This is a genomic window from Streptacidiphilus sp. EB129, assembly GCF_041262645.1.
Taxonomy (GTDB): Bacteria; Actinomycetota; Actinomycetes; order Streptomycetales; family Streptomycetaceae; genus Streptacidiphilus.
The window spans coordinates 38,990-60,453 of sequence record NZ_JBGCCS010000002.1; the positions used below are offsets into that span (position 1 = coordinate 38,990).

Sequence of the window (21,464 nt, forward strand, 5' to 3'; positions counted from 1 at the left end):
CCCGATGGATCTCGGACTGGACGGCCGCGTCGTCGTCGTCACCGCCGCCACTCGAGGGCTGGGCTTCGCCACCGCGGCCGAACTGGTCGCCGACGGAGCGCGGGTCGTGGTCAGCGGACGCACCCAGGAGTCGGTGGACCAGGCGGTGAAGCGGCTCGGCGGCGCCGGGCGGGCCACGGGAGTGGTCGCCGACAACGCGGCCGAGGACACCGGCGAGCGGCTGCTCGCCGCCGCCCGGGAGGCCTTCGGCCGGATCGACGGCGTGCTGGTCAGCGTCGGCGGCCCGGCGGCCGGCGGCATCCTGCAGGCCACCGACGCGCAGTGGCAGGAGGCCTTCGGCTCGGTGTTCCTGGGCGCGATCCGGATCGCCAGGACCTTCGCCGCGGCACTGGGCGACGGGGGCGCGATCGGGTTCGTGCTGTCCGGCTCGGTCCGCGAGCCCATCGGCGGCCTGGCCATCTCCAACGGACTCCGGCCCGGCCTGGCCATGGCCGCGAAGACCCTGGCCAACGAGCTGGGCCCGCGCGGCATCCGGGTGTTCGGGCTGATGCCGGCCCGGGTGGACACCGAGCGGGTCCAGCACCTGGACAACCTCGCCGAGGACCCGGACGCCGCCAGGGCGGAGGCCTGCGCCCAGATCCCGCTGCGCCGCTACGGCCGCCCGGAGGAGTTCGGCAAGGTCGCCGCCTTCCTGCTCTCCCCGGCGGCGTCCTACCTCACCGGGGTGATGGTCCCGGTGGACGGCGGCGCGCTGCACGGCATCTGACGCCCCGCCGCAACCTCGCCGGCGCGAGCCGGCACCGGTGTCAGCGTCAGCGTCAGCGTCAGCGTCAGCGTCAGCGTCAGCGTCAGCGTCAGGGGAGGGTGGCGGCCCACCCTGAGCGGCCACGAGGAGCAGCCACCAGCCGGTTGCGCAGGTCGCCGGTGACTGGTGGCTGATCCCGGTGGCGGGTCGCAGCGCTTCCGCGGAGCGGCTAGTCGCCGAGGCCGGACAGGTCGGCGAGGCGGCGCAGCTGCGCGGCGCGCTCGGCGGCCCGCTGATCGTCGTAGCCGCGGTCGACCGCGCCCTGCAGCAGGGCCTTGGTCTCCACCAGGGCGTTGCGCGGTGCCGCCAGCAGCGCGGCGGCCAGGTCGGCGGCGGCGGCGTCCAGGTCGCCCGCCGGGACGGCCAGGTTGGCCAGGCCGATGCGGACCGCCTCCTCCGCTCCGACCCAGCGGCCGGTGCCGCAGATCTCCAGCGCCCGGGCCGGGCCGACCAGGTCCACCAGCGGCTTGGTGCCGGCCAGGTCGGGGACCAGGCCGAGCGAGGTCTCCCGCATCGCGAACTGGACATCCTCGGCACAGACCCGCAGGTCACAGCCGAGGGCGAGCTGGAATCCGGCGCCCACGGCATGGCCCTGGACAACGGCGATGCTGACCAGGTCGGGGCGGCGCCACCAGGTGAAGGCCTCCTGGTAGCCCGCGATCACCGCGTCGCCGTCCGCCGCCCGGGCGAGCTCGATCAGCGGGCGCTCCCCGGGGATGCCCTCGGGGGTGAACGCGGCGCGGTCCAGCCCGGCGGAGAAGGAGACGCCCTCGGCGCGCAGCAGCACCACCCGGATGTCGCCGGGCAGCGCACGGCCGACCGCGGCCAGCGCCCGCCAGAGCGCCGGCGACTGGGCGTTCCGCCGCTCGGGCCTGCACAGCGTCACGGTGGCGGTGGCGTCGGCGATGTCGAGACGGACGCCGACCTGCTCCCAGTCGGCGGGGTCGACCCCGAGGCCGGTGTGCGTGGTGGGTGCGGATGGGGACACAGAGACCTCCGGCAGCGAGCAGGACTTAAGCTACTGCAGAGTAACGTCCCTGACGTGACGATCGGCGACCGGGAGGGAGACCGGGAGGGACCGGTGCTCCGCCAGCCGCCGAAGCGTCCTGGACACGCTCAATCCATGCCGAGCGATCGAGTCGTGCTGAGTGATCGAGTGCTGAGTGATCGACTGCTGTGCGACTGAGTGCGGTGTGACCAGGTGCGGTATGACCAAATGCTGAGCGCAGTCGCGCTGTCCTGCTGAGTTGGTACGGAATGTGAGCAGGGTTGTTCGGGGAACTCAGGAACTGGCCGCGGCAGTGGCCTTGGCCTTGCCGCGTGTTGCGCCGCCGCGACCGCGGAGGGAAACTCCGGACTCGCTGAGCATGCGGTGGACGAATCCGTAGGACCGGCCCGTCTCCTCCGCCAGCGCGCGGATGCTCGCACCGGAGTCGTACTTCTTCTTCAGCTCGGTTGCGAGCTTCTCCCGTGCGGGCCCGGTTACCCGGCTGCCCTTTTTCAGAGTCTCGGCCACCCGTGCCTCCTTGTAGCAGTGCTCCGTCGGAATCCCATGATCACCCATGGGGACACTTCTGGCCACCCATTCCGCAAGGTCCATAAGCGAAAACCCGGAACGTGGCGGGGTTCCCGCGCGTGCCGCGAGCGCGAAGCGGCCTGTGCACGCCCCCGACCCAAGCCCGATGAAGGAACGAAAATGCTGATCAGCAGCGGTAAATGGGCAATGCACAGGATTCTGCAAAGCAGGAAAAGCAGGCCGGTTCACTCGAACGGGGAACCCGGCGGCGATATGAACTCTTCTGGTCCAGATGCATGATCCGCCGCCTACTCCAGCGGCAGGCGGCGCGGGTCAGGCCAGCGACACCAGATCGGCGTAGCCCTCGTTCCACAGGTCCTCGACGCCGTCCGGCAGCAGGATGATCCGCTCCGGCTCCAGCGCCTGCACCGCGCCCTCGTCGTGGGTCACCAGCACCACAGCCCCGCTGAAGGAACGCAGCGCGCCGAGGATCTCTTCCCGGCTGGCCGGGTCGAGGTTGTTGGTGGGCTCGTCGAGCAGCAGCACGTTGGCGCTGGACACCACCAGGGTGGCCAAGGCCAGCCGGGTCTTCTCGCCACCGGAGAGCACCCCGGCCGGCTTGTCCACGTCGTCACCGGAGAACAGGAAGGAGCCCAGGATCTTGCGGACCTCGACCAGGTCCATGTCCGGCGCCGCCGAGCGCATGTTCTCCAGGATGGTGCGGTCGTTGTCCAGGGTCTCGTGCTCCTGGGCGTAGTAGCCGACCTTCAGCCCGTGGCCGGGCACGACCGAGCCGGTGTCCGGGTCCTCGACCCCGGCCAGCATCCGCAGCAGGGTGGTCTTGCCGGCGCCGTTCAGGCCCAGCACGACCACCTTGGAGCCCTTGTCGATGGCCAGGTCGACGTCGGTGAAGATCTCCAGCGACCCGTAGGACTTGGACAGCCCCTCGGCGGTCAGCGGGGTCTTGCCGCAGGGGGCCGGGTCCGGGAAGCGCAGCTTGGCGACCCGGTCGCTCTGCCGGACCGCCTCCAGGCCGGAGAGCAGCTTCTCGGCGCGGCGGGCCATGTTCTGCGCGGCCACGGTCTTGGTGGCCTTGGCACGCATCTTGTCGGCCTGCGAGTTCAGCTGCGAGGCCTTCTTCTCGGCATTGGCGCGCTCGCGCTTGCGGCGCTTCTCGTCCGCCTCGCGCTGCTGCTGGTAGAGCTTCCAGCCCATGTTGTAGACGTCGATGGTGGTGCGGTTGGCATCCAGGTAGAACACCTTGTTGACGACCGTCTCGACCAGGTTGATGTCGTGGGAGATCACGATGAATCCGCCCCGGTACGTCTTCAGGTAGTCGCGCAGCCAGATGATCGAGTCGGCGTCGAGGTGGTTGGTGGGCTCGTCGAGGAGCAGCGTGTCGGAATCCGAGAAAAGGATCCGGGCCAGCTCGACCCGGCGGCGCTGACCACCGGAGAGGGTGTGCAGCGGCTGCGCCAGGATCCGGTCCGGCAGGCCCAGGCTGGCGGCGATGGTGGCCGCCTCGGCCTCGGCCGCGTAGCCGCCCTTGGTCAGGAACTGGGTCTCCAGACGCGAGTACTTCTTCATCGCGTCGTCACGGGTGGCGCCCTTGCCGTTGGCCATCCGTTCCTCGGCGGCCCGCATCTTGCGCAGCACCGAGTCCAGCTCACGTGCGGAAAGGATCCGGTCCCGGGCCAGCACGTCCAGGTCTCCGGTCCGGGGGTCCTGCGGGAGGTAGCCGACCTGGCCGCTGGTGGTGACGGTGCCGGCGGCGGGCGTGCCCTCGCCCGCGAGGACCTTGGTGAGGGTGGTCTTGCCTGCGCCGTTGCGCCCGACAAGGCCGATTCGGTCGCCGGCGGCGACCCGGAAGGACGCCGACTCGATGAGGATGCGGGCGCCGGCGCGCAGTTCGATGGCGTTGGCGGCGATCATGGCGAAGGGTCTCCCGGGACGGCGTTGCGCTGGCGCGGGCCGTCGGTGCCGGGCCCTGCTCAAGACTCTTCAGTCTACGGGAGCGAACCGGGCCTCTCGGCGGCCGGGCGGCGGCCGGTGTCCAGATCGATCCGGTACGGGTGGAGTGCGGGGACGTCCCACAGACCCAGCGAGCCGTCCGGGAGCGCGGTGGGACGGGCAAGTGGGCTGGTGGGGGCCTGCCAGCGGCGGCCGTTGGGACCGAAGGCGTCGAGTGTGCTCTGTGTCTCACAGGGCCGGGGCAGCACCACGCTGTCGCCGAGCTGCACCGCCCGGGACGGATCGTAGGCGCAGCCGGCCGGCGGGAGGGTGTCGGCGCGGATGGTTCCGTCGGCGGTGGTGAAGGTCAGCATCAGGTGCGGGGTGGGCACCAGGAAGACCGTGCCCCCGTCGAGCGGCGCCAGCAGCGGGCCGCCGCCGTCGTCCTCCTTGCCCCAGTCGGCGAGGCCGGGGACGAAGCGGTGCCAGCGGACCGTGGGGGCGGCGCCGCCCAGCGCCGGGCCCAGGCCGGTGAGCATGCCGTCGTCCCAGACCACGACCGTGGTGCCGGCCAGCGCGAAGAGCCGCAGCGGCGCTGCGCCGGGGCGCCGGTAGGACCAGGAGACCAGGGCGCTGCGCGGGTCGTAGAGCTCGACCGAGCCCTCCGAACCGCGCCGGAGGTACGCCACAGGAGACGCCGGAGCCGACCCGCGGGTGACCACGGCGTCGCCGAACGGCGCCGGACGGTGGTCCCGCGCGGCGGCACCGACGCCGACGGCGGCGAGGATTACGAGCAGGGCGACGACCGCGGAACGCATGTGCCTCACCATAGGCGCTGTCGCCCCCGGGGGCCGGGAATTATCCCGGCCCGCGCTGGTCCGCGCGGGAAAGCGCAGGTGGCGGGGGTGTGGGGGCGGTCAGCCACGGGGCTGGAAGATGATCACTGCCGCGCCGACGAGGCACACCGCCGCGCCGGTCAGGTCCCAGCCGGTGGGACGGAACCCGTCGACCAGGACGCCCCAGCCCAGCGAGCCGGCCACGAAGACACCGCCGTACGCGGCGAGGACCCGGCCGAAGTGGGCGTCCGGCTGGAACGCGGCCACGCAGCCGTAGGCGCCCAGCGCCAGCACCCCGGCGGCGGCGAAGTACCAGCCCCGGTGTTCCCTGATCGCCTGCCACACCAGCCAGCAGCCGCCGATCTCGGCGACCGCCGCCAGCACGAACAGGAGCGTCGAACGGATCACTGTCACGCCTGCACGATAGGACGGTTCCGCCCGGAATCCCCCACCCGGCCGTGTGTGTCCGCTCACCCTGGAGCGGGACGGCTTCCTACCGTGGGTGCGGCTACTGGCGCCGGATCGTGGTCGGCCTGGACAGCTACGACCTGGCCCACGACGACACCACGGCGCGCGCCGACTACGTCCACGAGCCGTACGGGCTGCCGGCCCGGGTGCGGTTCGCCGCCGCGCACCACAAGCCGGTCTCCTGCCCGGAGTGGGGGATGTACGGGGCGGGCGACGATCCGGCGTACGTGGCGGGGATGCTGACCTGGATCGGCACCCACGACACCCTCTACCAGACGATCACCGACTACTGCCCGCACGGCGTCTGGCAGTGCGAAGCCAATCCCCGGGCCAGCAGCGTCTACCGCGCGGCGCTCTCCCGGCACTGACCCACCCGGGAGGGTAAGCGTCAGCCGCCCGCGCGCAGGGTGCGCAGCCGGTTGCGGACGGCGGCCAGCCAGGGCGCCCGGGTGCGCAACGCGCCGAGGACCGCCGCCCGCAGCCGCAGCCGGGTGCGGAGCAACGCGACGGCGGGGGCGCCACCCAGCAGCAGCCGGGTGTTGGGCACCTGCTCGGGGCGCCACCGCTGCTTGTACGGCTCGTCCCCGCGCAGCAGGCTGACCTCGGGACGTCCGGTGGCGGCGGCCTGGGCCAGGCTCTCCCGGAACAGCATCCCGGCGACGTCGACCCGGTCGCGGGCGTCCGGATGCACCCCGTACACGTAGATCGCGGCGAGCCCGGGGCTCTGCAGGCTCAGGTCGCAGGCGATCAGCTCGCCCTGCAGCCGGTACTCGCGGACGGTGGCGCGGTCGGCGGCGACCATCCGCTCGGCGGCCCGGGTCAGGTGCGCGCGGAAACGCGGGCTCAGGTGTTCGGGGGTGACGCCCCGTCCGCGCCACTGCAGCTCGTGCAGGCCGAGCAGGGCGCCGACGGCCTGCGGCACCTCCGGCTCCGGCACCTCGCGCACCTCGATCCCGGCCGCCTCCAGCTTGCGCAGCTTCACCCGGCTGCGCTGGGCGGTGCGGCCCGGCAGCCGGGACAGCAGTTGCTCCACCGGGACGCCGGGCAGGTGCTGGCACAGCGAGTCGGGCAGCCGTCCGGTCCGGCCGGTCCAGTGCCCGGCCAGGCGCAGCGCGGCGGCGTCGGGACGCAGCTCGCGCAGGTCCAGCGCGGCCCAGGGCCGGTCCAGCCGCAGCCGGCCGGCCAGGGCGGCCGCCAGGGCGGCGGCGGCCTCGTCGGCGTACTCGTCGTCCAGCAGGACGTCGTGGAAGTCGGTGAGGCCCGCCCCGATCGGGGTGAGCAGCGGCGGCATCCGGCGCCGCAGCTGCAACGGGGCCGCCGCGACCAGCCGGTCGCCGCGACGGACCGTCAGCACCCGCAGCCTGCCGGAGCGGCCGTAGGACCGCCACCAGGAGGACAGCCAGGCGTGGCACTGGAACGGGGTGGCCGGGGCGCAGCGGTCGACCAGTGCGTCCCACTCACCGGCGAGGGCGTCCAGGGCGGCCGGGTCGCGCAGCAGCTCGGTGCTCCAGGCCGCCCCGCAGTCCCGCTGCGCGGGGGCCTGCACGGGCGCGGCGGGGGTGGCCAGCGCGGGAGCGGCATGCGTGGGAGCGGCGGGGGTGGCCTGCACGGGGGAGGCGGGGGCGGCGTGCGCGGGGGCGGCGGGGGTGGTGCTCACCCCTGCGCCTCGACGGCGTCCGGCTGCTTGGCGGCGACCGCCTCGCCGGTCCTGGCCCCGGCGTGCTTCCCGTTCCGCGGGTTCTTTTCGGACTGCTGGGCCTTTTCGGGCTGCCGGGCCTGCGCGGACTGCCGGGCCGGCTCGGCGGTGACGGTCTGCTGGGCCTGGGCGGTGGGCGGGGTCTGCGGTTCCTCGATCCGGGGCGCCGGGACCGGGGCGCCGGACCCGTCCGCGGAGCGGGCCTGAGCGGCCATCATTCCCAGTCCGCCGACCAGCAGTCCGGCCGCGGCACCGACCGCGAGGTCCAGGCTGCGGGACGGCGAACTGGCCGTGGGAGGCTCCGCGGCCGAGGCGAAGGTGATCAGCGTGACCCGGGTCTGCCGGCTGGCCGCGTTGCCGAAGGCGACCAGCGACCGCGCCACCGCGTTCGCCTCCTGCGCGGATCCGGCGGCGGTGCCGGCGGTGCCGGTGATCTGCACCATCGGGGCGTCCGGCGAGGTGACCGCCTGGACCAGTGGGGTCAGTGTGGCCAGCGGGACGCCGGTGGCCTGGGCGGCGCCCAGCAGGATCTCCGGCTGGGCGATGACGCGTCCGTACGCCTGGGCGAAGTTGATCGCGCTGCCACCGTCCGAGGTCGCCTCCGGCACGACCATGACGTAGGCGTTGGCCTGGTACTGCACCGGCGCGACCAGCGCGTAGGCGCCGCCGCAGAGGGCGCCGAGCGGGACCGCCGCGGCCAGCGGCCAGCAGCGGCGGAGCAGGGAGCGGACGGAACTGCGGCTACTGTCGGACATGGCGGGATTCCTCGGGAACGGACGCGGACGTCGGGGACGGGGACATCGGGACCGAGCTGCTCGACGCGCCGGCGCTCGGGGCTGCGCCGCTCGTGGCTGCGCCGCTCGGGACGGCGCCGCTCGGGACGGCGACGCTCGGGACGGCGGGGCTCGCGGCTGCGGTGCGGGTCGCTGCACCGCTCGCGGCAGCGCTGCTCGGGACGGCGGGGCTCGCGGCTGCGGTGCGGGTTGCAGCGCTGCTCGGGACGGCGGGGCTCGGGGCTGGGCGGTGTGGGGCGGGCTTGGTGACGGGGGGACGGGGGGCGGCTACGGCCTCGTACAGGGCCGAGACCTCCAGGGCGAGCCGGGCGATGTCGTAGTGCCGGACCGCCTCCGGCTGCGCCAGCGGGACCAGCCGGGAGCCGCGCAGCGCGACGAACTCGGCGGCGTAGTCGGCCGGATCGGCGTTGGTCCAGCGGGCACCGGGGGCCGCCTCGGGCGGCAGCTCGGCCAGCGCCGGGCCGGAGGACCACCGCACCGGCAGCCCGGCGGCCAGTGCCTCCAGCAGCGCCAGCCCGAAAGTCTCCACGGTCGACGGCGCCGCCAGCACGTCCATGGCGGTGAACAGGTCCGGCACGTCGTCACGCTCTCCCGCGAAGACCACCCGGTCGCTCACCCCCTCCTGCCCGGCCTGCAGCTCCAGTGCCTCGCGCGAGCAGCCGTCGCCGACCAGTAGCAGCCAGGGCACCCGCCCCACCCCCGGTACGCGCTCCATCCGCGCCAGCGCGCCGACCAGGACCTCGAAGCGCTTGCCGGGCACCAGGCGGCCGAGGCCGCCGATCACGAACGCGTCCTGCGGCAGCCCGAGTTGGGCCCGGACGGTCTGCCGGGTGGCGGCCCTGGTCAGAGCGGGCTGGGCGTAGCGGGCGGCGTCGACCCCGTTGGGGATGGTGCGGATCCGGCTCTCCGGTACACCCCAGGCCCGCAGCCGCCCGGCGACCGCCTCGGAGACCGCGACGGTGCTGCGGCCCAGCCGCTCGGTGGCCAGGTAGAGGGCCCGGACGCCGGGGGTGATCCGGCGCCCCTCGATGGTGTTCGCCAGCAGCGAGTGCTCGGTGGCGACCACCGCGCGCACCCCGGCGAGCCGGGCGGCGATTCTGCCGTAGACGCAACCGCGGTAGAGGTGGCAGTGCACCACGTCGTAGCGGCCGTGCCGGATCAGCCCGGCCAGCCGGGGCAGTGCGGACAAGTCGCGGTTGCCGCGCATGCCGAGGTCCATCACCCGTACCCCGTCCGCGCGCAGGCCTGCGGCGACCGCGCCGGGATTCTCCAGCGTCACCACCTCGCAGTGGTGCTGCGGGGGCAGGTTCCGCAGCAGCAGCCGCAGTTGCTGTTCCGCGCCGCCGGCCGCCAGTCCGGTGATGATGTGGCAGACCTTCATGTCGGGCTCCTGTCGCTGGTGGACGCGGTCGTGCCGGCGCCACGCAGGCGGATCGCCAGTCCGCGCAGCCGGTGCCGGGCCCGCTTGGCCCGCAGCCGCCAGTCGGTGTCGCGCTCACCGACGAAGCTGCGCGGGAGCGCGAAGCGGCCGGTCAGCGGCCCGTGGTCGATGGCAACCGCGTACTGGTAGCCGCCGGAACGCACGGCGGCGACCGCCTCCCGGTCCACCGCGCCGTAGGGGTAGCAGAAGCCGTCGACCGGGGTGCCGACCAGTTCCTCCAGCAACTCCCGGCTGCGCCCGGTCTCCGCCGCCAGGTCGTCGGGGGCGAGCCCGACCAGCGGGCGGTGCAGCAGACCGTGCGACCCGATCTCGATCAGGTCCGGGTCCAGCCGGCAGAGCTGATCGCGGGTCAGCAGCGCCTTGCGCGGCCCCTCGCTGTCCCAGACGTTGTGGCCGCCGAGCCGGTCGGCCACCACGAAGGCGGTGGCCGAGAAGCCGTACCGCTCCAGCAGCGGGACCACCTCGCGCGGCAGGTCGGCGTAGCCGTCGTCGAAGCTGAGGCCGACGAGTCCGGCGCTGCGGCCCGCCGCGTGGGCGCGCAGCAGCTCACCGACGGCGACCCCGCGCAGGCCGCTGCGGCGCAGCCACTCCAGCTGCGACGCGAACCGCTCGGGCGTGACCGTCACCTGGTAGGGATCGTCCTGGTAGACGTCCACCGAGTGGTACATCAGGGTCCAGGGCGCGGTGGCCGGGTCGACCTCCGGCCGGCCGGACGGCGGCGCACCGGTGACGGACGCTTCGGCGCGTTGCTGGTGCAGGGGCTCAGCGGCCACGGCCGCCCTCCTCCAGGTCGGTGTCCAGGCAGTCGTCGGGGCCGCCGCCGTGGTCGGAGCGGCGGCCGTCGTCGGTGGCCCGGCCGGTGCGGCCGTCATCGGTGCGGCCGTCGTCGGTACAGCGGGTGGGGCGGACGCGGGCGGCGAGCGCGGCCAGGGGCGTCAGCACCGACGGTGCGCGCAGCACCGCCGCGGCGAGCAGGAACGCGCTAGGACCGGCCAGCCCGCCGAGCAGTACCGCCGGCAGCGGATCGGCACCCGCCGTCGAGGCGGCGCCGGTGGCGGCGAGGGTGGCCACGGCAGCCGCGGCCAGCAGCCGTGCCTGCTCCAGCAGCACCGAGTGGATCCGCACCGGCACCCCGCGCGCCCGCAACCCGGCCAGCAGCAGTACCGCGGTGACGCTGATGCCGGCGGCGTTGGCCGCGGCCAGGCCCGGCGCACCGAGGCTGTGCGCGGTGGCCGTCCCGACGGCGGCGGTCAGCAGCAGTCCCAGGGCCATCGACGCGAGCGGGTACCAGTCGCTGCGGGCGCGGACGGCCCGCCCGGCGAAGGTCACCGCCGGGCGGGCCGAGAAGAACGGCCGCACCAGCGCGCCCACCATCGCCTGGCCCAGCAGGCCGAGGCTGTAGACGCGCATCACCGCCGCCGTCGCCGCGGTGTCGCTGGTGGTGAACGCGCCGCGCTGGAACAGCAGGTCGACCAGCTGCGGCGCGCAGCCGAGCAGCACCGACGTCCCGGCCAGTACCACCGCGCCGATCAGGCCCAGGTCCTTCTCGACCCGGATCCGGGCCGCCTCGAAGTCCCCCTCGGCCAGCGCCCTGGCGACCACGGGGAAGGTCACCGTGCAGACCATCACTCCGAGCGTCATCGCCATCTGGGCGACCTTCTCGGCGTAGTTGAGGTGCGAGATGGTGCCGGGGGTGAGCGAGGAGGCGAGGTAGCGCTCGACGAAGACCTGGGACTGCCGGGTCAGTGTGAACAGCGCGATCGGCAGCAGCGCCATCGGACTGATGGCGAGGTTCGCACCGCCTCGGCGACGGCCGCGCCGACGGGGCGTCAGCGCGGAGCAGCGGCGGCCGAACGGCGGCAGCAGCACCGCCGTCATCAGCACGCTGCCCAGCGCGACGCCGCCGGCCGCGGCCCGCACCCCCAGGCTGCCGTGCAGCAGCACCATCACCGAGAGGATGCCGGTGTTGTAGGCGATGTAGACCGCGGCGGGTCCGGTGAACCGCTGGTGGGCGCGGAGTCCGGCGCTGAGGTAGCCGGTGAGGCCGAAGGGCAGGACGGTGACCGCGGTGAGCCGGGTGCACACCACCGCCAGGCCGGGGTCGGCCAGGCCCGGCGCCAGCAGGTGGACCAGTAGCGGGGCACCGAGGGCGGTGGCCGCCGCCAGCACGCTGAGCAGCAGCGCGAGCGGCGGGAGGGTGGCCGCGACCAGCTCGCGGACCGGATCCGCGGTCGAGGTACGGACCCCCACCAGGCCCTGCCCCCGCACCTGTGCCTGACCCTGACCCTGCATCGGACCCGGCGCCCGGCTCTGTTCCGGTGACGGTGACGGTGCCGGTGCCTCCGCTGGTGCCTGCGCCTGGGCCGGGACGATGGGCGCAGGGCCCGATCCGCGGTTGGCCAGGGCGACGCTGAAGGCCGGGACCATGAGGAAGGCCATGGCGTCCTCGATGAGCAGCGGCGCCGCCGTCTCCGGAACCGTCCAGGAGACCAGGAAGGCGTCGGTGCCCTGGTCGGCGCCGTAGTAGCGGGCCAGCAGCAGGTCCCGGAGCAGGCCCAGCAGCGAACCGCCCATGCTGAGCAGGGCGGTGATCCCGAAGGCCCGGGCCAGCACGCCCCGGCCGGACCGGGCGGGGGCGCCGTCGGTGCCCTCCGCTCCCTCCGCGCCGCCGGCCGGGCGGGGCTCGATCAGCGTCACAGCGCCACCGTCGCAACCACCGCAGGAGTCACGGCTACCGCAGGAATCACAGCCGTCGCAGCGGGCACGGGTGCCGGACCGGCGCCCGCGCTCGACCGGGCGCCGAGTCCGGCCTGGGCTGCGAGGCCGAGCACCACCGACACCAGGACCGTCGTGGGCCCGCCGATGTCCGCGTACAGGAAGTCGACAAGTTGCCAGGTCAGCAGGCCGACCAGGGCGGCGTTCAGACCGGCGCCGGCTCCCCGCACCACGCCGAGCAGCAGGCTGAGCAGCAGCCCGGCGAACGCGGTCAGACCGATCAGCCCCTGCTCGCTGAGCACCAGCAGGTACATGTTGTGCGGGGAGAGCAGCGGTTCGCGGGCGAAGCCGGCGCCCGCGCCGGCGGTGTCGCTGCCGGAGGACAGCCGCAGCGGCGCGTGCGCGTCGCGGAACTGCGGGAACTCCTTCGGCCCCACGCCGGTGAGCGGATGGTCGCGCCAGATCCGGCCGGCCGTGGTCCAGAGGTCGTAGCGGTCGCTGACGGAGTGGTCCGGCGCGCCGGTCACGCTGGCGATGCTGCCCAGCCGCGCGGTGACACTGGCGCCGCCCAGGCCGAACCCGCCCACCAGGACCACGGCGGCCGCCAGCCCGAACAACGCCAGCCGCAGCAGCAGCCGGACGTCCGCGAGCAGCAGCGCCAGCGCGACCGCGCAGCCGGTGGCGATCCAGCTGCCCCGGCTGAACGACAGCGCCAGTGGCAGCAGCAGCGCCGCCGCGCAGCCGCCGTGCAGCAGCGCCGGGCGGCGGCGGCCGGCGGCCCGGGCCTCCAGGGTGAGGCCGAGCGCGGCCAGCAGGCCGTAGCTGACCACGGCGGACATCGCCATCACGTCCTGCGCGCCGAAGGTGCCGACCGCGCGGACCGTGCCGCCGTCGTAGGAGGCGCCGGTGCCGGTGAGGTACTGCTCGACGCCGACCGCGCCCTCGGTCAGCGCGGCGCCGACCAGCGCGCCCAGCACCCTGCGCAGATCGGCCCGGTCCCGCAGGCTGAGCAGCACCGCGACCGGGACCAGCACGAACACCTGGGTGATCCGGACGAAGCCGGACAGGCTCTGGGACGGGTCCTGCGACGCGGCCGCCGCCGCGGCGACCGCCACCGCAACGCCGGAGAACACCAGCGCGGTCGGGCCCGGCAGCGCCACCGGCGTCCGGCCGCGCAGCACGGACAGCGCGACCACCCCCACCAGCAGCAGCGAGGCGACGTCGGCGGGGGTGACGTGCACCGCCGCGGTGACGTCCTGGTTCCCCAGCGGGACGCAGACCAGCAGCACCGTCACCGCGGCGAGCGTGCTCGGTCTGCGCAGCAGGGCTCGCGCGCGTGACCGTGCGCTGTGGAGGGTCACCGGATTCAGCTCCCGTCGGAGTGGACCACCGAGGCCACCGTGCGCAGCAGGATCTTGACGTCCTGCCACAGGCTCCAGCTCTCGATGTAGTAGTTGTCGAAGCGGGTCCTGTCCTCGATCGAGGTGTCCCCGCGCAGCCCGTTCACCTGGGCGAAGCCGGTGATGCCGACCGGCACGCGGTGCCGGTCGCGGTACTGCGGGTAGGCCTGGGTGAAGCGGGTGACGAAGTAGGGGCGCTCGGGGCGCGGTCCGACCAGGCTCATGTCGCCGCGCAGCACGTTCCACAGCTGCGGCAGTTCGTCCAGCGAGCTGCGGCGCAGGAAGCGCCCGACGGCGCTCATCCGGTGGTCCTGGGAGATGTTCCAGCGGGTGGCCGACTCCTTCTCGTCGGCCGGGCGGAGGGTGCGGAACTTCAGCACCGTGAACGGCCGGCCGTCCAGGCCGATCCGCTCCTGACGGAAGATCACCCCGGGACCGGCGTCGTACCGGACCGCCAGCGCGCAGAGCGCCAGCACCGGCGCGGCCAGCAGCAGGCCGATCCCGGCCAGGGTGGCGTCGGTGGCGCGCTTGACCGCCCAGGACCGCCGGCGCATCGGGCTGGGGCCGAGCCGCAGGCAGGGAAAGCCCCAGAGCTGGTCGCCGCCGGCCGGGCGCCGGTTGCCGTACTCGAAGGCGCCGAACCCGGGGAAGCCCGGGACCAGCCAGACGTCGCAGCCGTGCCGGGTGCTGGTCCGCAGGGTCTGTGCGACCTCGGCGTCGTCGGAGCGTCCGGAGGTGAGGATGACGTCGCGGATGCCCTGGGCCGGGATCTCCAGGTCCAGCACCGCGGGGCCGCCGAGCACCGGCACCGGCGAGTCGGCGCCGAGGAAGATCGGGTCGGCGTCCACGTAGCCGACCGGGCGGAGCCCGTACTCGGGGTGCTCCAGCAGCGCGGCGGTGACCCGCTGGCCGATGTGGCCGGCCCCGGCGACCAGGGTGGGCCGGGGGTTGCGGCGCCGGGCCCGGCGGACGGCGGAGTGCACGGCGGCCCGGCCGAGCAGATCCAGGCCCAGGTGGCAGAGGAGCAGCGCGAGCAGCAGCCGGGCGTGGGAGGGGACGGCGGACAGCCACAGCCCGTGCGCGCAGCGGTCCACGGCCAGGGCCAGCGCGAGGGCGACCGCGGCCCGGCCCGCCAGGTCGGGCAGCTCGTCGAGGACGGAGGGGGCGAGCCGGACCCGGTAGAGGCCGCCGGAGGAGTTCAGCAGCACCAGCGCCGGGAGGATCACGGCGGCCGACCCCAGTGTCCCGCCCGGGTCGCCGGTCCCGGCGGCGGTCAGGGCGAGCAGCGCGGACACCGCGTCCACGACGAGCAGCGCGGCCGGGACGCCGGCCGCGAACCGGCCGCGCCGGGGCGCGCGGTGCGCCGGGGCCCGGCCCAACGGTGGTGCCTGCGTCGGCAGTTGGGGCACCGTCGCGGTGCGCGGACCGGTGGAGCCGCCGGGCCGCGGCAGTTCGTCGTTGTCGATGGTGGTCATCCGCGCACGTACTCCTCTGCTGTGTTCCCGTGGCGAGGCCCCGCCCGAAACCTGGGCCAGGTCGAGGTAGCACCTGCTGCCGCATCGTGCTCGCTACTGCCAGTTCCTAATGCGACAAAAGGGATGAAGCAGGCAATTCCGACAATACAGAATCGAGTTGAACGACTTCCCGGGCGACGTGGCCATTCACACTGATGACCATTAGTCAGACTTTCTTGCTGTCAGACTCTTTGAGGTTCCACTGACGGACGGGGTGGGAACGCGCCGCTCCTCCAGCACCTCCCGGTACAGCTCCGCGATCCGGGCCCGGGTGACCCGCACATCGTGGTGCGCCACCATCCGGGCCCGCGCCGCCGCACCGACCCTGAGGCAGGCCACCGGGTCCGCGAGACGGTCGACCAGCGCCGCGCGCAGGGCGTCGGAATTCTCCACCGGCACCGGCGACTCCCCCGGCGCGAGGCTTTCCCTGGCGCCCGCCACATCGGTGAGCAGCACCGGGCAGCTGGAGGCCATCGCCTCCAGCGGAACCAGCGCCATCCCCTCCCAGCGGGAGGGCAGCACGACCAGGTCGGCCGCGGCATACCAGTCGCGGGGATCATCGGTACGGCCGGCGAACACCACGCTGCCGGGGCTCGGCAGGGCGAGCGCCAGCGCCTCCAGTTCCGCCCGGTCGGGGCCGTCGCCGACCAGTGCCAGCCGCGCTCCCGGCACCGCTCCGGGGACCCCGGACCAGGCCTGGAGCAGCACGTCCTGGCCCTTCTGCCGGCACAGCCTGCCGACGCAGACCGCGAGCGGCCCGTCGTTCGCGGCGCCGCCCAGCCCGAGCATCTCCCTGGCCTGCTCCTGCAGGGGTAACCGCACCGGGTCAAACCGGTCCAGATCCACCCCGTTCGGCACCACCGCCCAGCGCCCGCGCAGTCCGGCGGCGGTGCCCTCGGCCCGCTCCGCCTCGCTGACACAGAGCAGCCGGTCGCTCCAGCGGGTGGCGTACCGTTCCCAGGCCCGTCCCAGCACGGCCATCGGGCCGGTGAGCGCGGCGAAGGACCAGGCATGCGGCTGGAACACGGTGGGGAAGACCCCGCGCAGCGCCAGCCGGCCGGCCAGTCCGGCCTTGGCGCTGTGCAGGTGCACCAGCTGCGGGTGGGCCTCGGCGACCAGCGCACGCAGCGCGGCCACCTCACCGGACAGCCCGATCCCGGGGGCCCGTACCGCGGCCCAGGGCAGCCACTCGGCGCCCACCGCCCGCGCCGCACCCGCCAGCGATCCGCCGGCCGGGCAGGCCAGCAGCACCCGGTGACCGTCCGCGGCCTGACCGCGGACCAGGTCGGTGACGACGCGGGCGACGCCGCCGTCGACGGGTTGGGAGACGTGAAGGATCGTCAGGGGCACAGAGGGGAACCTATGGTTCCCGGCCGGAACCGCTGGTACCCGATCACCCTACGGGGGGAGGAAGTCCACCCCCAGGAGGGAACCCTTCCGCGCACCAGTAACCACCGGGCGACTGCCCCGTTCGGGCCCCCTTCCGGCCCGCTGCTTTCCGGTCCGCTGCTGTCCGGCCCGCTGCGGCTCAGTCGTCGAGGCGGTGCGAGAGGTGCAGGTCCCGCTCGGTGTGGCCGTCCTCGATCCGCAGCGCGGTCGCCACCGGCGGGTAGCCGCTGGCGATGACGGTGTACTCGCCGGGCTCCAGGTCGGTGAAGCGGAACTGGCCGTCGGCGCCGGTGGTCGCCGCCGCGACCACCGTGCCGGTGGAGTCGAGCAGGGTGACCCGGGCGTCGGCGACCGGGTGGCCGACCGTCGTCCGGACCGTGCCGCGGAGGGTCCCGCTGCCGGCCATCGCCACGTCCTGGCGGGTCTCCCCGCTGGCCGCGACCTCGACCGCGAGCGCCGAGGGACGGTAGGCGCGGGCGCTCACCGCGAGGGTGTAGCGGCCGCAGACCAGGTCCCGGAAGTGGTACTCGCCGTCGCTGTCCGCGTGGGTACTGGCGGCGACCTCGCCGCGCGCGTCGGTGAGGGTGACCGTGGCGCCCGGGACCGGCGCCCCCTCCGCGCTGCGGACCGCGCCGGAGAGCCGGCCGGTGCCGCCGAGCACCACGTCCAGGTCCACCGGCCGGCCGCCGACGGTGACCGTCACCGCCTGCGGCTGGTGCCCGGGGGCGGCCGCGATCAGCACGTAGTTGCCGCCCCTCGGCGCGGCCAGCGCCCAGCGGCCGTCCGCGCCGCTGCCGGTCCTGGCGACCTGACGGCCGTCCATGTCGATCAGGGTGAGCACCGCGCGCGGCACCCCGGTGCGGTCGGGCTCCAGCACCGCACCGCCGACCGGGGTGCCAACGGGAGTGCCGCCGGTCCTCGGCTGCTGCGGTACGAACGCGTCATCCGCCGGGGCCGGGTCCGCGAAGGCGGCCGGCTCCTGGCTGGTCTCGCCACCGGACCAGGGCGCCGAAGGGGGGACGGACTGGGGGCCTTGCTCGGGCGGGGGCTCGGTGGCCTGCGAGGCCGCGTGGGTGACCAAAGGTTTCTCCGTGAGCAGGAAGGCGAGCAGGAAGCCCAGCGCCAGGACCGGAGCCAGGTAGAGGAAGACCCGCGGCATCGCCGCCGCGAAGGAGTCGACATAGGCCGCGCGCAGCGGCCCCGGCAGGGCGCGGACCAGTTGCGGGGTGATCGAGTTCGTCGGCGGCAGGCCGCCGGTGTGCGGCAGCCGCCGACCGAGCTCATGGGCCAGCCGGGCGTCGAACAGGGTGCCGAACAACGCTGCTCCGACCGAACCGCCGATCTGGCGCAGGTAGTTGCTGGCAGAGGTGGCCGCGCCGAGGTCCCGTGCCTCGACCGAGTTCTGCACGGCCAGCACCAGCACCGGAAGTGCCAGCCCGACCCCCAGGCCGAGCACCGCCATGGCCAGGCTCTGCGTCAGATAGGAGCTGTGCCCGGTGAGCAGGCCGAGCAGCACCATCCCGGCCGTGGACAGCGCCCCGCCGACGATCGGATAGAGCCGGTAGCGGCCGGTACGGCTGATCAGCTGACCCGAGCCGATCGACGCGAGGACGATGCCGCCCATCATCGGCAGCATCTGCAGCCCGGAGGCGGTGGCGCTGGCGCCGTCCACCATCTGCAGAAAGCTCGGCAGGTAGCTGGCCGCGCCGAACAGGGCCACCCCGACCACCACGCCGATGCCGCCGGACACGGTGAACACCCGGTCGCGGAACAGCCGCAGCGGGATCACCGGCTCGGCCGCGCGCCGTTCGGCCAGCGGGAACAGCAGCAGCGCCAGCACCGCGGCCCCGAGCAGGCCGAGGATCACCGGCGAGCCCCAGGCGTACTGGCCACCGCCCCAGCTGGTGGCGAGCACCAGGCAGCTGCCGACGACCGCGAGCAGCAGCGCACCGGTCACGTCCAGCCGTGGCCGCCGGCCGTGTGCGTGCGCGCGCCCGCCGGTCAGCACCAGGCCGGTCACGACCAGCGCGACCAGGCCGAGCGGCAGGTTGACGTAGAAGCACCAGCGCCAGCCGGGACCATCGGTGAGCCAGCCGCCGAGCAGTGGGCCCGCGACCGAGGAGAGCCCGAACACGGCGCTGATCAGCCCCATGTAGCGGCCGCGCCGCCGGGGCGAGACCACGTCCGCGATGATCGCCTGTACGCCGATCATCAGTCCGCCGCCGCCGACCCCCTGGACCGCCCGGAAGGCGATCAGCTGGTTCATGCTGTGCGACCAGCCGGACAGCGCCGAGCCGAGCAGGAACACCACGATGGCGAACTGGAACACCGGCTTGCGGCCCAGCAGGTCGCCGAGCTTGCCGTAGACCGGAAGCCCGACGGTGGACGCCAGCAGGTAGGAGGTGACCACCCAGGACATGTGCTGCAGACCGTGCAGCTCGCCGACGATCCGGGGCAGCGCGGTGGCGACGATGGTCTGGTCCAGCGCGGCGAGCAGCAGCGCCAGCATCAGACCGGCGAAGACCAGCCTCAGCCGGCGGGGCGTCAACTGCGGTTCGTCGGCGGGCGATACGGCCGGCGACACAGCCGGTGCGACTGCCGGCGCCGTGCGGCAGACCTCGGTCACGGACATGGCACGGATCATTGCAGTGCGTACCGACCGGCCTCGAACTGGTCATACCATCCGTTCGATGCAGTCGAATGGCTGCAACCAGCACGGATGTGACGCCAAGTCGATAAAGAGCGAATTGCAATTCACCCCTGCGTGACGCCCTTCGCATGCACGTTCACGCGCTCTCGCCCAGCGTCGGCGCCGGCTCCTCCAGCGCTCCGGCGACGATGGCCCGCATCGCCCGCTCCGCCGCCGCCGGGTCCTGGGCGCAGACCGCGTCGGCGACCTCCCGGTGCAGGGCAACGGCGTAGGGCTCCGGATGGTGCGGCATGAGGTGGTGCTCGGTGCGTCCGGTGAGCACCGCGCCGACGGCATCGGCGAGGTGCGCGAACATCTCGTTGCCCGAGGCGCGCAGCAGCAGCGCGTGGAAGGCGATGTCATGGCGGAGGAAGGCCTCCAGGTCGCCGCTGCGGGCGGTGACCGTCAGCTCGACGGCCAGTGCGCTGAGCTCCCGGCAGTGGTCCGGGGTCGCCTGCCCGGCCGCCAGCGCCAGGACCACCCCCGGGAGCACACCTGATGAACCCCACCGTCGTCGTCATGGGCGTCTCCGGCGTCGGGAAGACCACCGTCGCCCGGCTGCTCGCGGAGCGACTCGGCCTCCCGTACGCGGAGGCCGACGACTTCCACCCCCCGGCCAACATCGCCAGGATGTCGGCCGGGATCCCGCTGGACGACGCCGACCGCCGGCCCTGGCTGGAGGCCATCGGCGCCTGGCTGCACCAGCGGCGCGAGGACGGCACCGGCGGGGTGGTCACCTGCTCCGCGCTGAAACGCCGCTACCGCGACACGCTGCGCGCCGCCTGCCCCGACGCCTGGTTCCTGCACCTGGCCGGCAGCCACGACCTGGTCGCCGACCGCATCGACCACCGGACCGGGCACTTCATGCCCGCCTCGCTGCTGGACTCCCAGTACGCGACCTTGGAGCCGCTCACGGCGGACGAACGCGGCGGCGTACTGGACGTGGGCCCCACCCCCGACCGGCTCGTCGACTCGGCGATCCGCCTGCTCGCCCTCCCCACCCCCGCCGGCACCTCTGGCAACCCTGTCAACGGAGACATCGCGTGACCCTCCTGCTGGCCGCCGACGCGGCCAGGACGGGGGCCATCATTGGTGCATGTCCATCGGTTGCTTGATTCGTGATCTACGCGGGGCGCACGGTTGGTCGCAAGGCCGGCTGGCTCAGGAACTGTGCGACGTCTCGGGCCACGCTGCCGTCACCCGCGACGAAGTCAAGCGGTGGGAAAGCGGCAAGCGAGTTCCGGGCCCCTACTGGCTGCGCCACCTGGCTACGGCATTGCAGGTTCCGTTGTCGATTCTGGAGAGCGAACGAGTGAAGCGCCGAACATTTCTGACGGACGCGGCCGCGACGGTCATTGCGCCCATCGCGGCATCCGATCTCATCCGGCACGGCTTCGATGCCGCCTTGAAGCATCGTCCGACCGTTGACGCGTGGCAGGCGTCCCTGGAGCAGTACGGCGCGGACTACATGAGCTTCGGAGCGGCCGACATCCAAAAGCGCCTGGCGGCGGATCTGGTCGTCCTGCAGCAACAGTTGGAGACACCCGGGCTCTGGGAAGTCGCCTCCAAGCTCATGACCGTCCACGGCAAGACCTATCCCGGTAGCGAAGGCTCGAAGGCCATCGACTGGTACCGCATGGCAGCCGAGGCCGCTGACCGATCCGGCGACCTGTCGTCAAGGGTCTGGGTACGGGGCCGCGCGGCCATCGCTCTGGGCTACGAGGGCGCAGCGCTGCCGGTGGCGGAGGAGTTCGCCAACCAGGCTCTGATCTCTCTCCGACAAGCCGACCCTCGGGCGGTTGAACGCACTCATGGGCAAAGCGCACGTTGCCGCGATCCGAGGAGATCGGAAGACAGCATTCGCCCTCCTGGAACAAGGTCGTCGCGTGTTCGACGCGGCCGGCTCCTACGAGCAGCAGTCTGACTACGCCGTACCGGAATGGCGCATGTCCGTGTTCGAGAGTCTGCTCCTGGCGCGACTCGGTGACGAGCACGGTGCCATCGCCGCCCAAACCGCAGCGAAGAAGACCCTGCCCGCATCGCTGCCCCGCTTTGCCACTCACCTGGAGATGCACAAGGGACTCATGCTGGCTCGTTCCGGAGACCGGGCCGGTGGCGTGGCCTACGCCGAACAGGCCCTGGCCGCCCTCCCACCCGAGCGACACAGCCTCACACTCCGCATGCTGCTCTCCGAGGTCAAGCAGGCTGCCTGACGCTCATCCTGCTGCACTGACCGGACCCCACGAACCCG

General features: G+C 73.7%; 20 protein-coding genes. 5 read left to right on the top strand and 15 right to left on the bottom strand.

Translation table 11 applies throughout. From position 1 onward, the window contains the following. Nucleotides 1–4 precede the first annotated feature (4 nt). Entirely contained in the window at nt 5–766 is a 762-nt protein-coding gene (locus ABH925_RS02425; RefSeq protein WP_370145014.1) for an SDR family oxidoreductase, read from the top strand. A gap of 208 nt (nt 767–974) precedes the next feature. Here ABH925_RS02425 and ABH925_RS02430 read toward each other — a convergent pair whose 3' ends face one another. The 5 genes from ABH925_RS02430 to ABH925_RS02450 all read right to left on the bottom strand — a co-directional run bounded on the left by ABH925_RS02430 (nt 975) and on the right by ABH925_RS02450 (nt 5,521). Next, complete coding sequence (locus tag ABH925_RS02430; protein ID WP_370145399.1) at nt 975–1,712, bottom strand: enoyl-CoA hydratase/isomerase family protein; 738 nt, start codon at nt 1,710–1,712, stop codon at nt 975–977. A gap of 375 nt (nt 1,713–2,087) precedes the next feature. Continuing rightward, nucleotides 2,088–2,321 carry a helix-turn-helix domain-containing protein gene (locus ABH925_RS02435; RefSeq protein WP_370145016.1) on the bottom strand — a complete coding sequence of 78 codons (234 nt, stop codon included), beginning with the start codon at nt 2,319–2,321 and terminating at the stop codon, nt 2,088–2,090. 333 nt (nt 2,322–2,654) lie between these two features. Beyond that, nucleotides 2,655–4,253 (bottom strand): ABC-F family ATP-binding cassette domain-containing protein, encoded by a 1,599-nt coding sequence (locus ABH925_RS02440; protein ID WP_370145018.1) that lies wholly within the window; start codon nt 4,251–4,253, stop codon nt 2,655–2,657. A gap of 74 nt (nt 4,254–4,327) precedes the next feature. Then, entirely contained in the window at nt 4,328–5,089 is a 762-nt protein-coding gene (locus tag ABH925_RS02445; protein ID WP_370145020.1) for a hypothetical protein, read from the bottom strand. A 99-nt stretch (nt 5,090–5,188) separates the two neighbouring features. Then, nucleotides 5,189–5,521, bottom strand: a complete 333-nt coding sequence (locus tag ABH925_RS02450) for a YnfA family protein (protein ID WP_370145022.1) — start codon at nt 5,519–5,521, stop codon at nt 5,189–5,191. A gap of 44 nt (nt 5,522–5,565) precedes the next feature. Here ABH925_RS02450 and ABH925_RS02455 point away from each other — a divergent pair, with 44 nt between their 5' ends. Further along, nucleotides 5,566–5,943: a hypothetical protein gene (locus ABH925_RS02455; protein ID WP_370145024.1), complete on the top strand. Its 378-nt coding sequence runs from the start codon at nt 5,566–5,568 to the stop codon at nt 5,941–5,943. Nucleotides 5,944–5,963: 20 nt separating this feature from the next. Here the strand turns inward: ABH925_RS02455 and ABH925_RS02460 are convergent, their stop codons facing one another. From ABH925_RS02460 to ABH925_RS02505, 10 genes are all read right to left on the bottom strand, one after another. Next, nucleotides 5,964–7,232 carry a GNAT family N-acetyltransferase gene (locus ABH925_RS02460; RefSeq protein ID WP_370145026.1) on the bottom strand — a complete coding sequence of 423 codons (1,269 nt, stop codon included), beginning with the start codon at nt 7,230–7,232 and terminating at the stop codon, nt 5,964–5,966. Then, the gene (locus ABH925_RS02465; RefSeq protein ID WP_370145028.1) at nt 7,229–8,026 is read right to left on the bottom strand and encodes a Wzz/FepE/Etk N-terminal domain-containing protein; all 798 of its coding nucleotides are present in this window, start codon (nt 8,024–8,026) and stop codon (nt 7,229–7,231) included. The genes ABH925_RS02460 and ABH925_RS02465 overlap by 4 nt, the downstream gene beginning before the upstream one ends. After that, complete coding sequence (locus ABH925_RS02470) at nt 8,013–9,446, bottom strand: glycosyltransferase (protein WP_370145030.1); 1,434 nt, start codon at nt 9,444–9,446, stop codon at nt 8,013–8,015. Before ABH925_RS02470 ends, ABH925_RS02465 begins: the two co-directional genes overlap by 14 nt. Further along, nucleotides 9,443–10,174, bottom strand: a complete 732-nt coding sequence (locus tag ABH925_RS02475; protein WP_370145400.1) for a polysaccharide deacetylase family protein — start codon at nt 10,172–10,174, stop codon at nt 9,443–9,445. The genes ABH925_RS02470 and ABH925_RS02475 overlap by 4 nt, the downstream gene beginning before the upstream one ends. A gap of 94 nt (nt 10,175–10,268) precedes the next feature. Next, nucleotides 10,269–12,203, bottom strand: coding sequence for a lipid II flippase MurJ (locus ABH925_RS02480; protein WP_370145032.1), 1,935 nt, complete (start codon nt 12,201–12,203; stop codon nt 10,269–10,271). After that, nucleotides 12,200–13,582 (bottom strand): O-antigen ligase family protein, encoded by a 1,383-nt coding sequence (locus ABH925_RS02485; RefSeq protein ID WP_370145034.1) that lies wholly within the window; start codon nt 13,580–13,582, stop codon nt 12,200–12,202. The genes ABH925_RS02480 and ABH925_RS02485 overlap by 4 nt, the downstream gene beginning before the upstream one ends. A gap of 5 nt (nt 13,583–13,587) precedes the next feature. Beyond that, nucleotides 13,588–15,096 carry a sugar transferase gene (locus ABH925_RS02490; RefSeq protein WP_370145036.1) on the bottom strand — a complete coding sequence of 503 codons (1,509 nt, stop codon included), beginning with the start codon at nt 15,094–15,096 and terminating at the stop codon, nt 13,588–13,590. Between the two features lie 201 nt (nt 15,097–15,297). Then, nucleotides 15,298–16,485 carry a glycosyltransferase gene (locus ABH925_RS02495; protein WP_370145038.1) on the bottom strand — a complete coding sequence of 396 codons (1,188 nt, stop codon included), beginning with the start codon at nt 16,483–16,485 and terminating at the stop codon, nt 15,298–15,300. Between the two features lie 178 nt (nt 16,486–16,663). Then, on the bottom strand, nt 16,664–19,156 hold the full coding sequence (locus ABH925_RS02500) for an MFS transporter (protein ID WP_370145040.1): 2,493 nt from the start codon (nt 19,154–19,156) through the stop codon (nt 16,664–16,666). A gap of 154 nt (nt 19,157–19,310) precedes the next feature. Beyond that, entirely contained in the window at nt 19,311–19,706 is a 396-nt protein-coding gene (locus tag ABH925_RS02505) for a FadR/GntR family transcriptional regulator (RefSeq protein WP_370145042.1), read from the bottom strand. A 5-nt stretch (nt 19,707–19,711) separates the two neighbouring features. Here ABH925_RS02505 and ABH925_RS02510 point away from each other — a divergent pair, with 5 nt between their 5' ends. The 3 genes from ABH925_RS02510 to ABH925_RS02520 are packed head-to-tail and all read left to right on the top strand — an operon-like array spanning nt 19,712 to nt 21,426. Continuing rightward, a complete protein-coding gene (locus ABH925_RS02510) occupies nt 19,712–20,260 on the top strand; it encodes a gluconokinase (protein WP_370145044.1) in 549 nt (182 codons plus the stop codon). A 49-nt stretch (nt 20,261–20,309) separates the two neighbouring features. Further along, a complete protein-coding gene (locus ABH925_RS02515) occupies nt 20,310–21,137 on the top strand; it encodes a helix-turn-helix domain-containing protein (protein WP_370145046.1) in 828 nt (275 codons plus the stop codon). Continuing rightward, nucleotides 21,100–21,426 (top strand): hypothetical protein, encoded by a 327-nt coding sequence (locus ABH925_RS02520; protein ID WP_370145047.1) that lies wholly within the window; start codon nt 21,100–21,102, stop codon nt 21,424–21,426. Before ABH925_RS02515 ends, ABH925_RS02520 begins: the two co-directional genes overlap by 38 nt. The last annotated feature ends 38 nt before the right edge of the window (nt 21,427–21,464 follow it).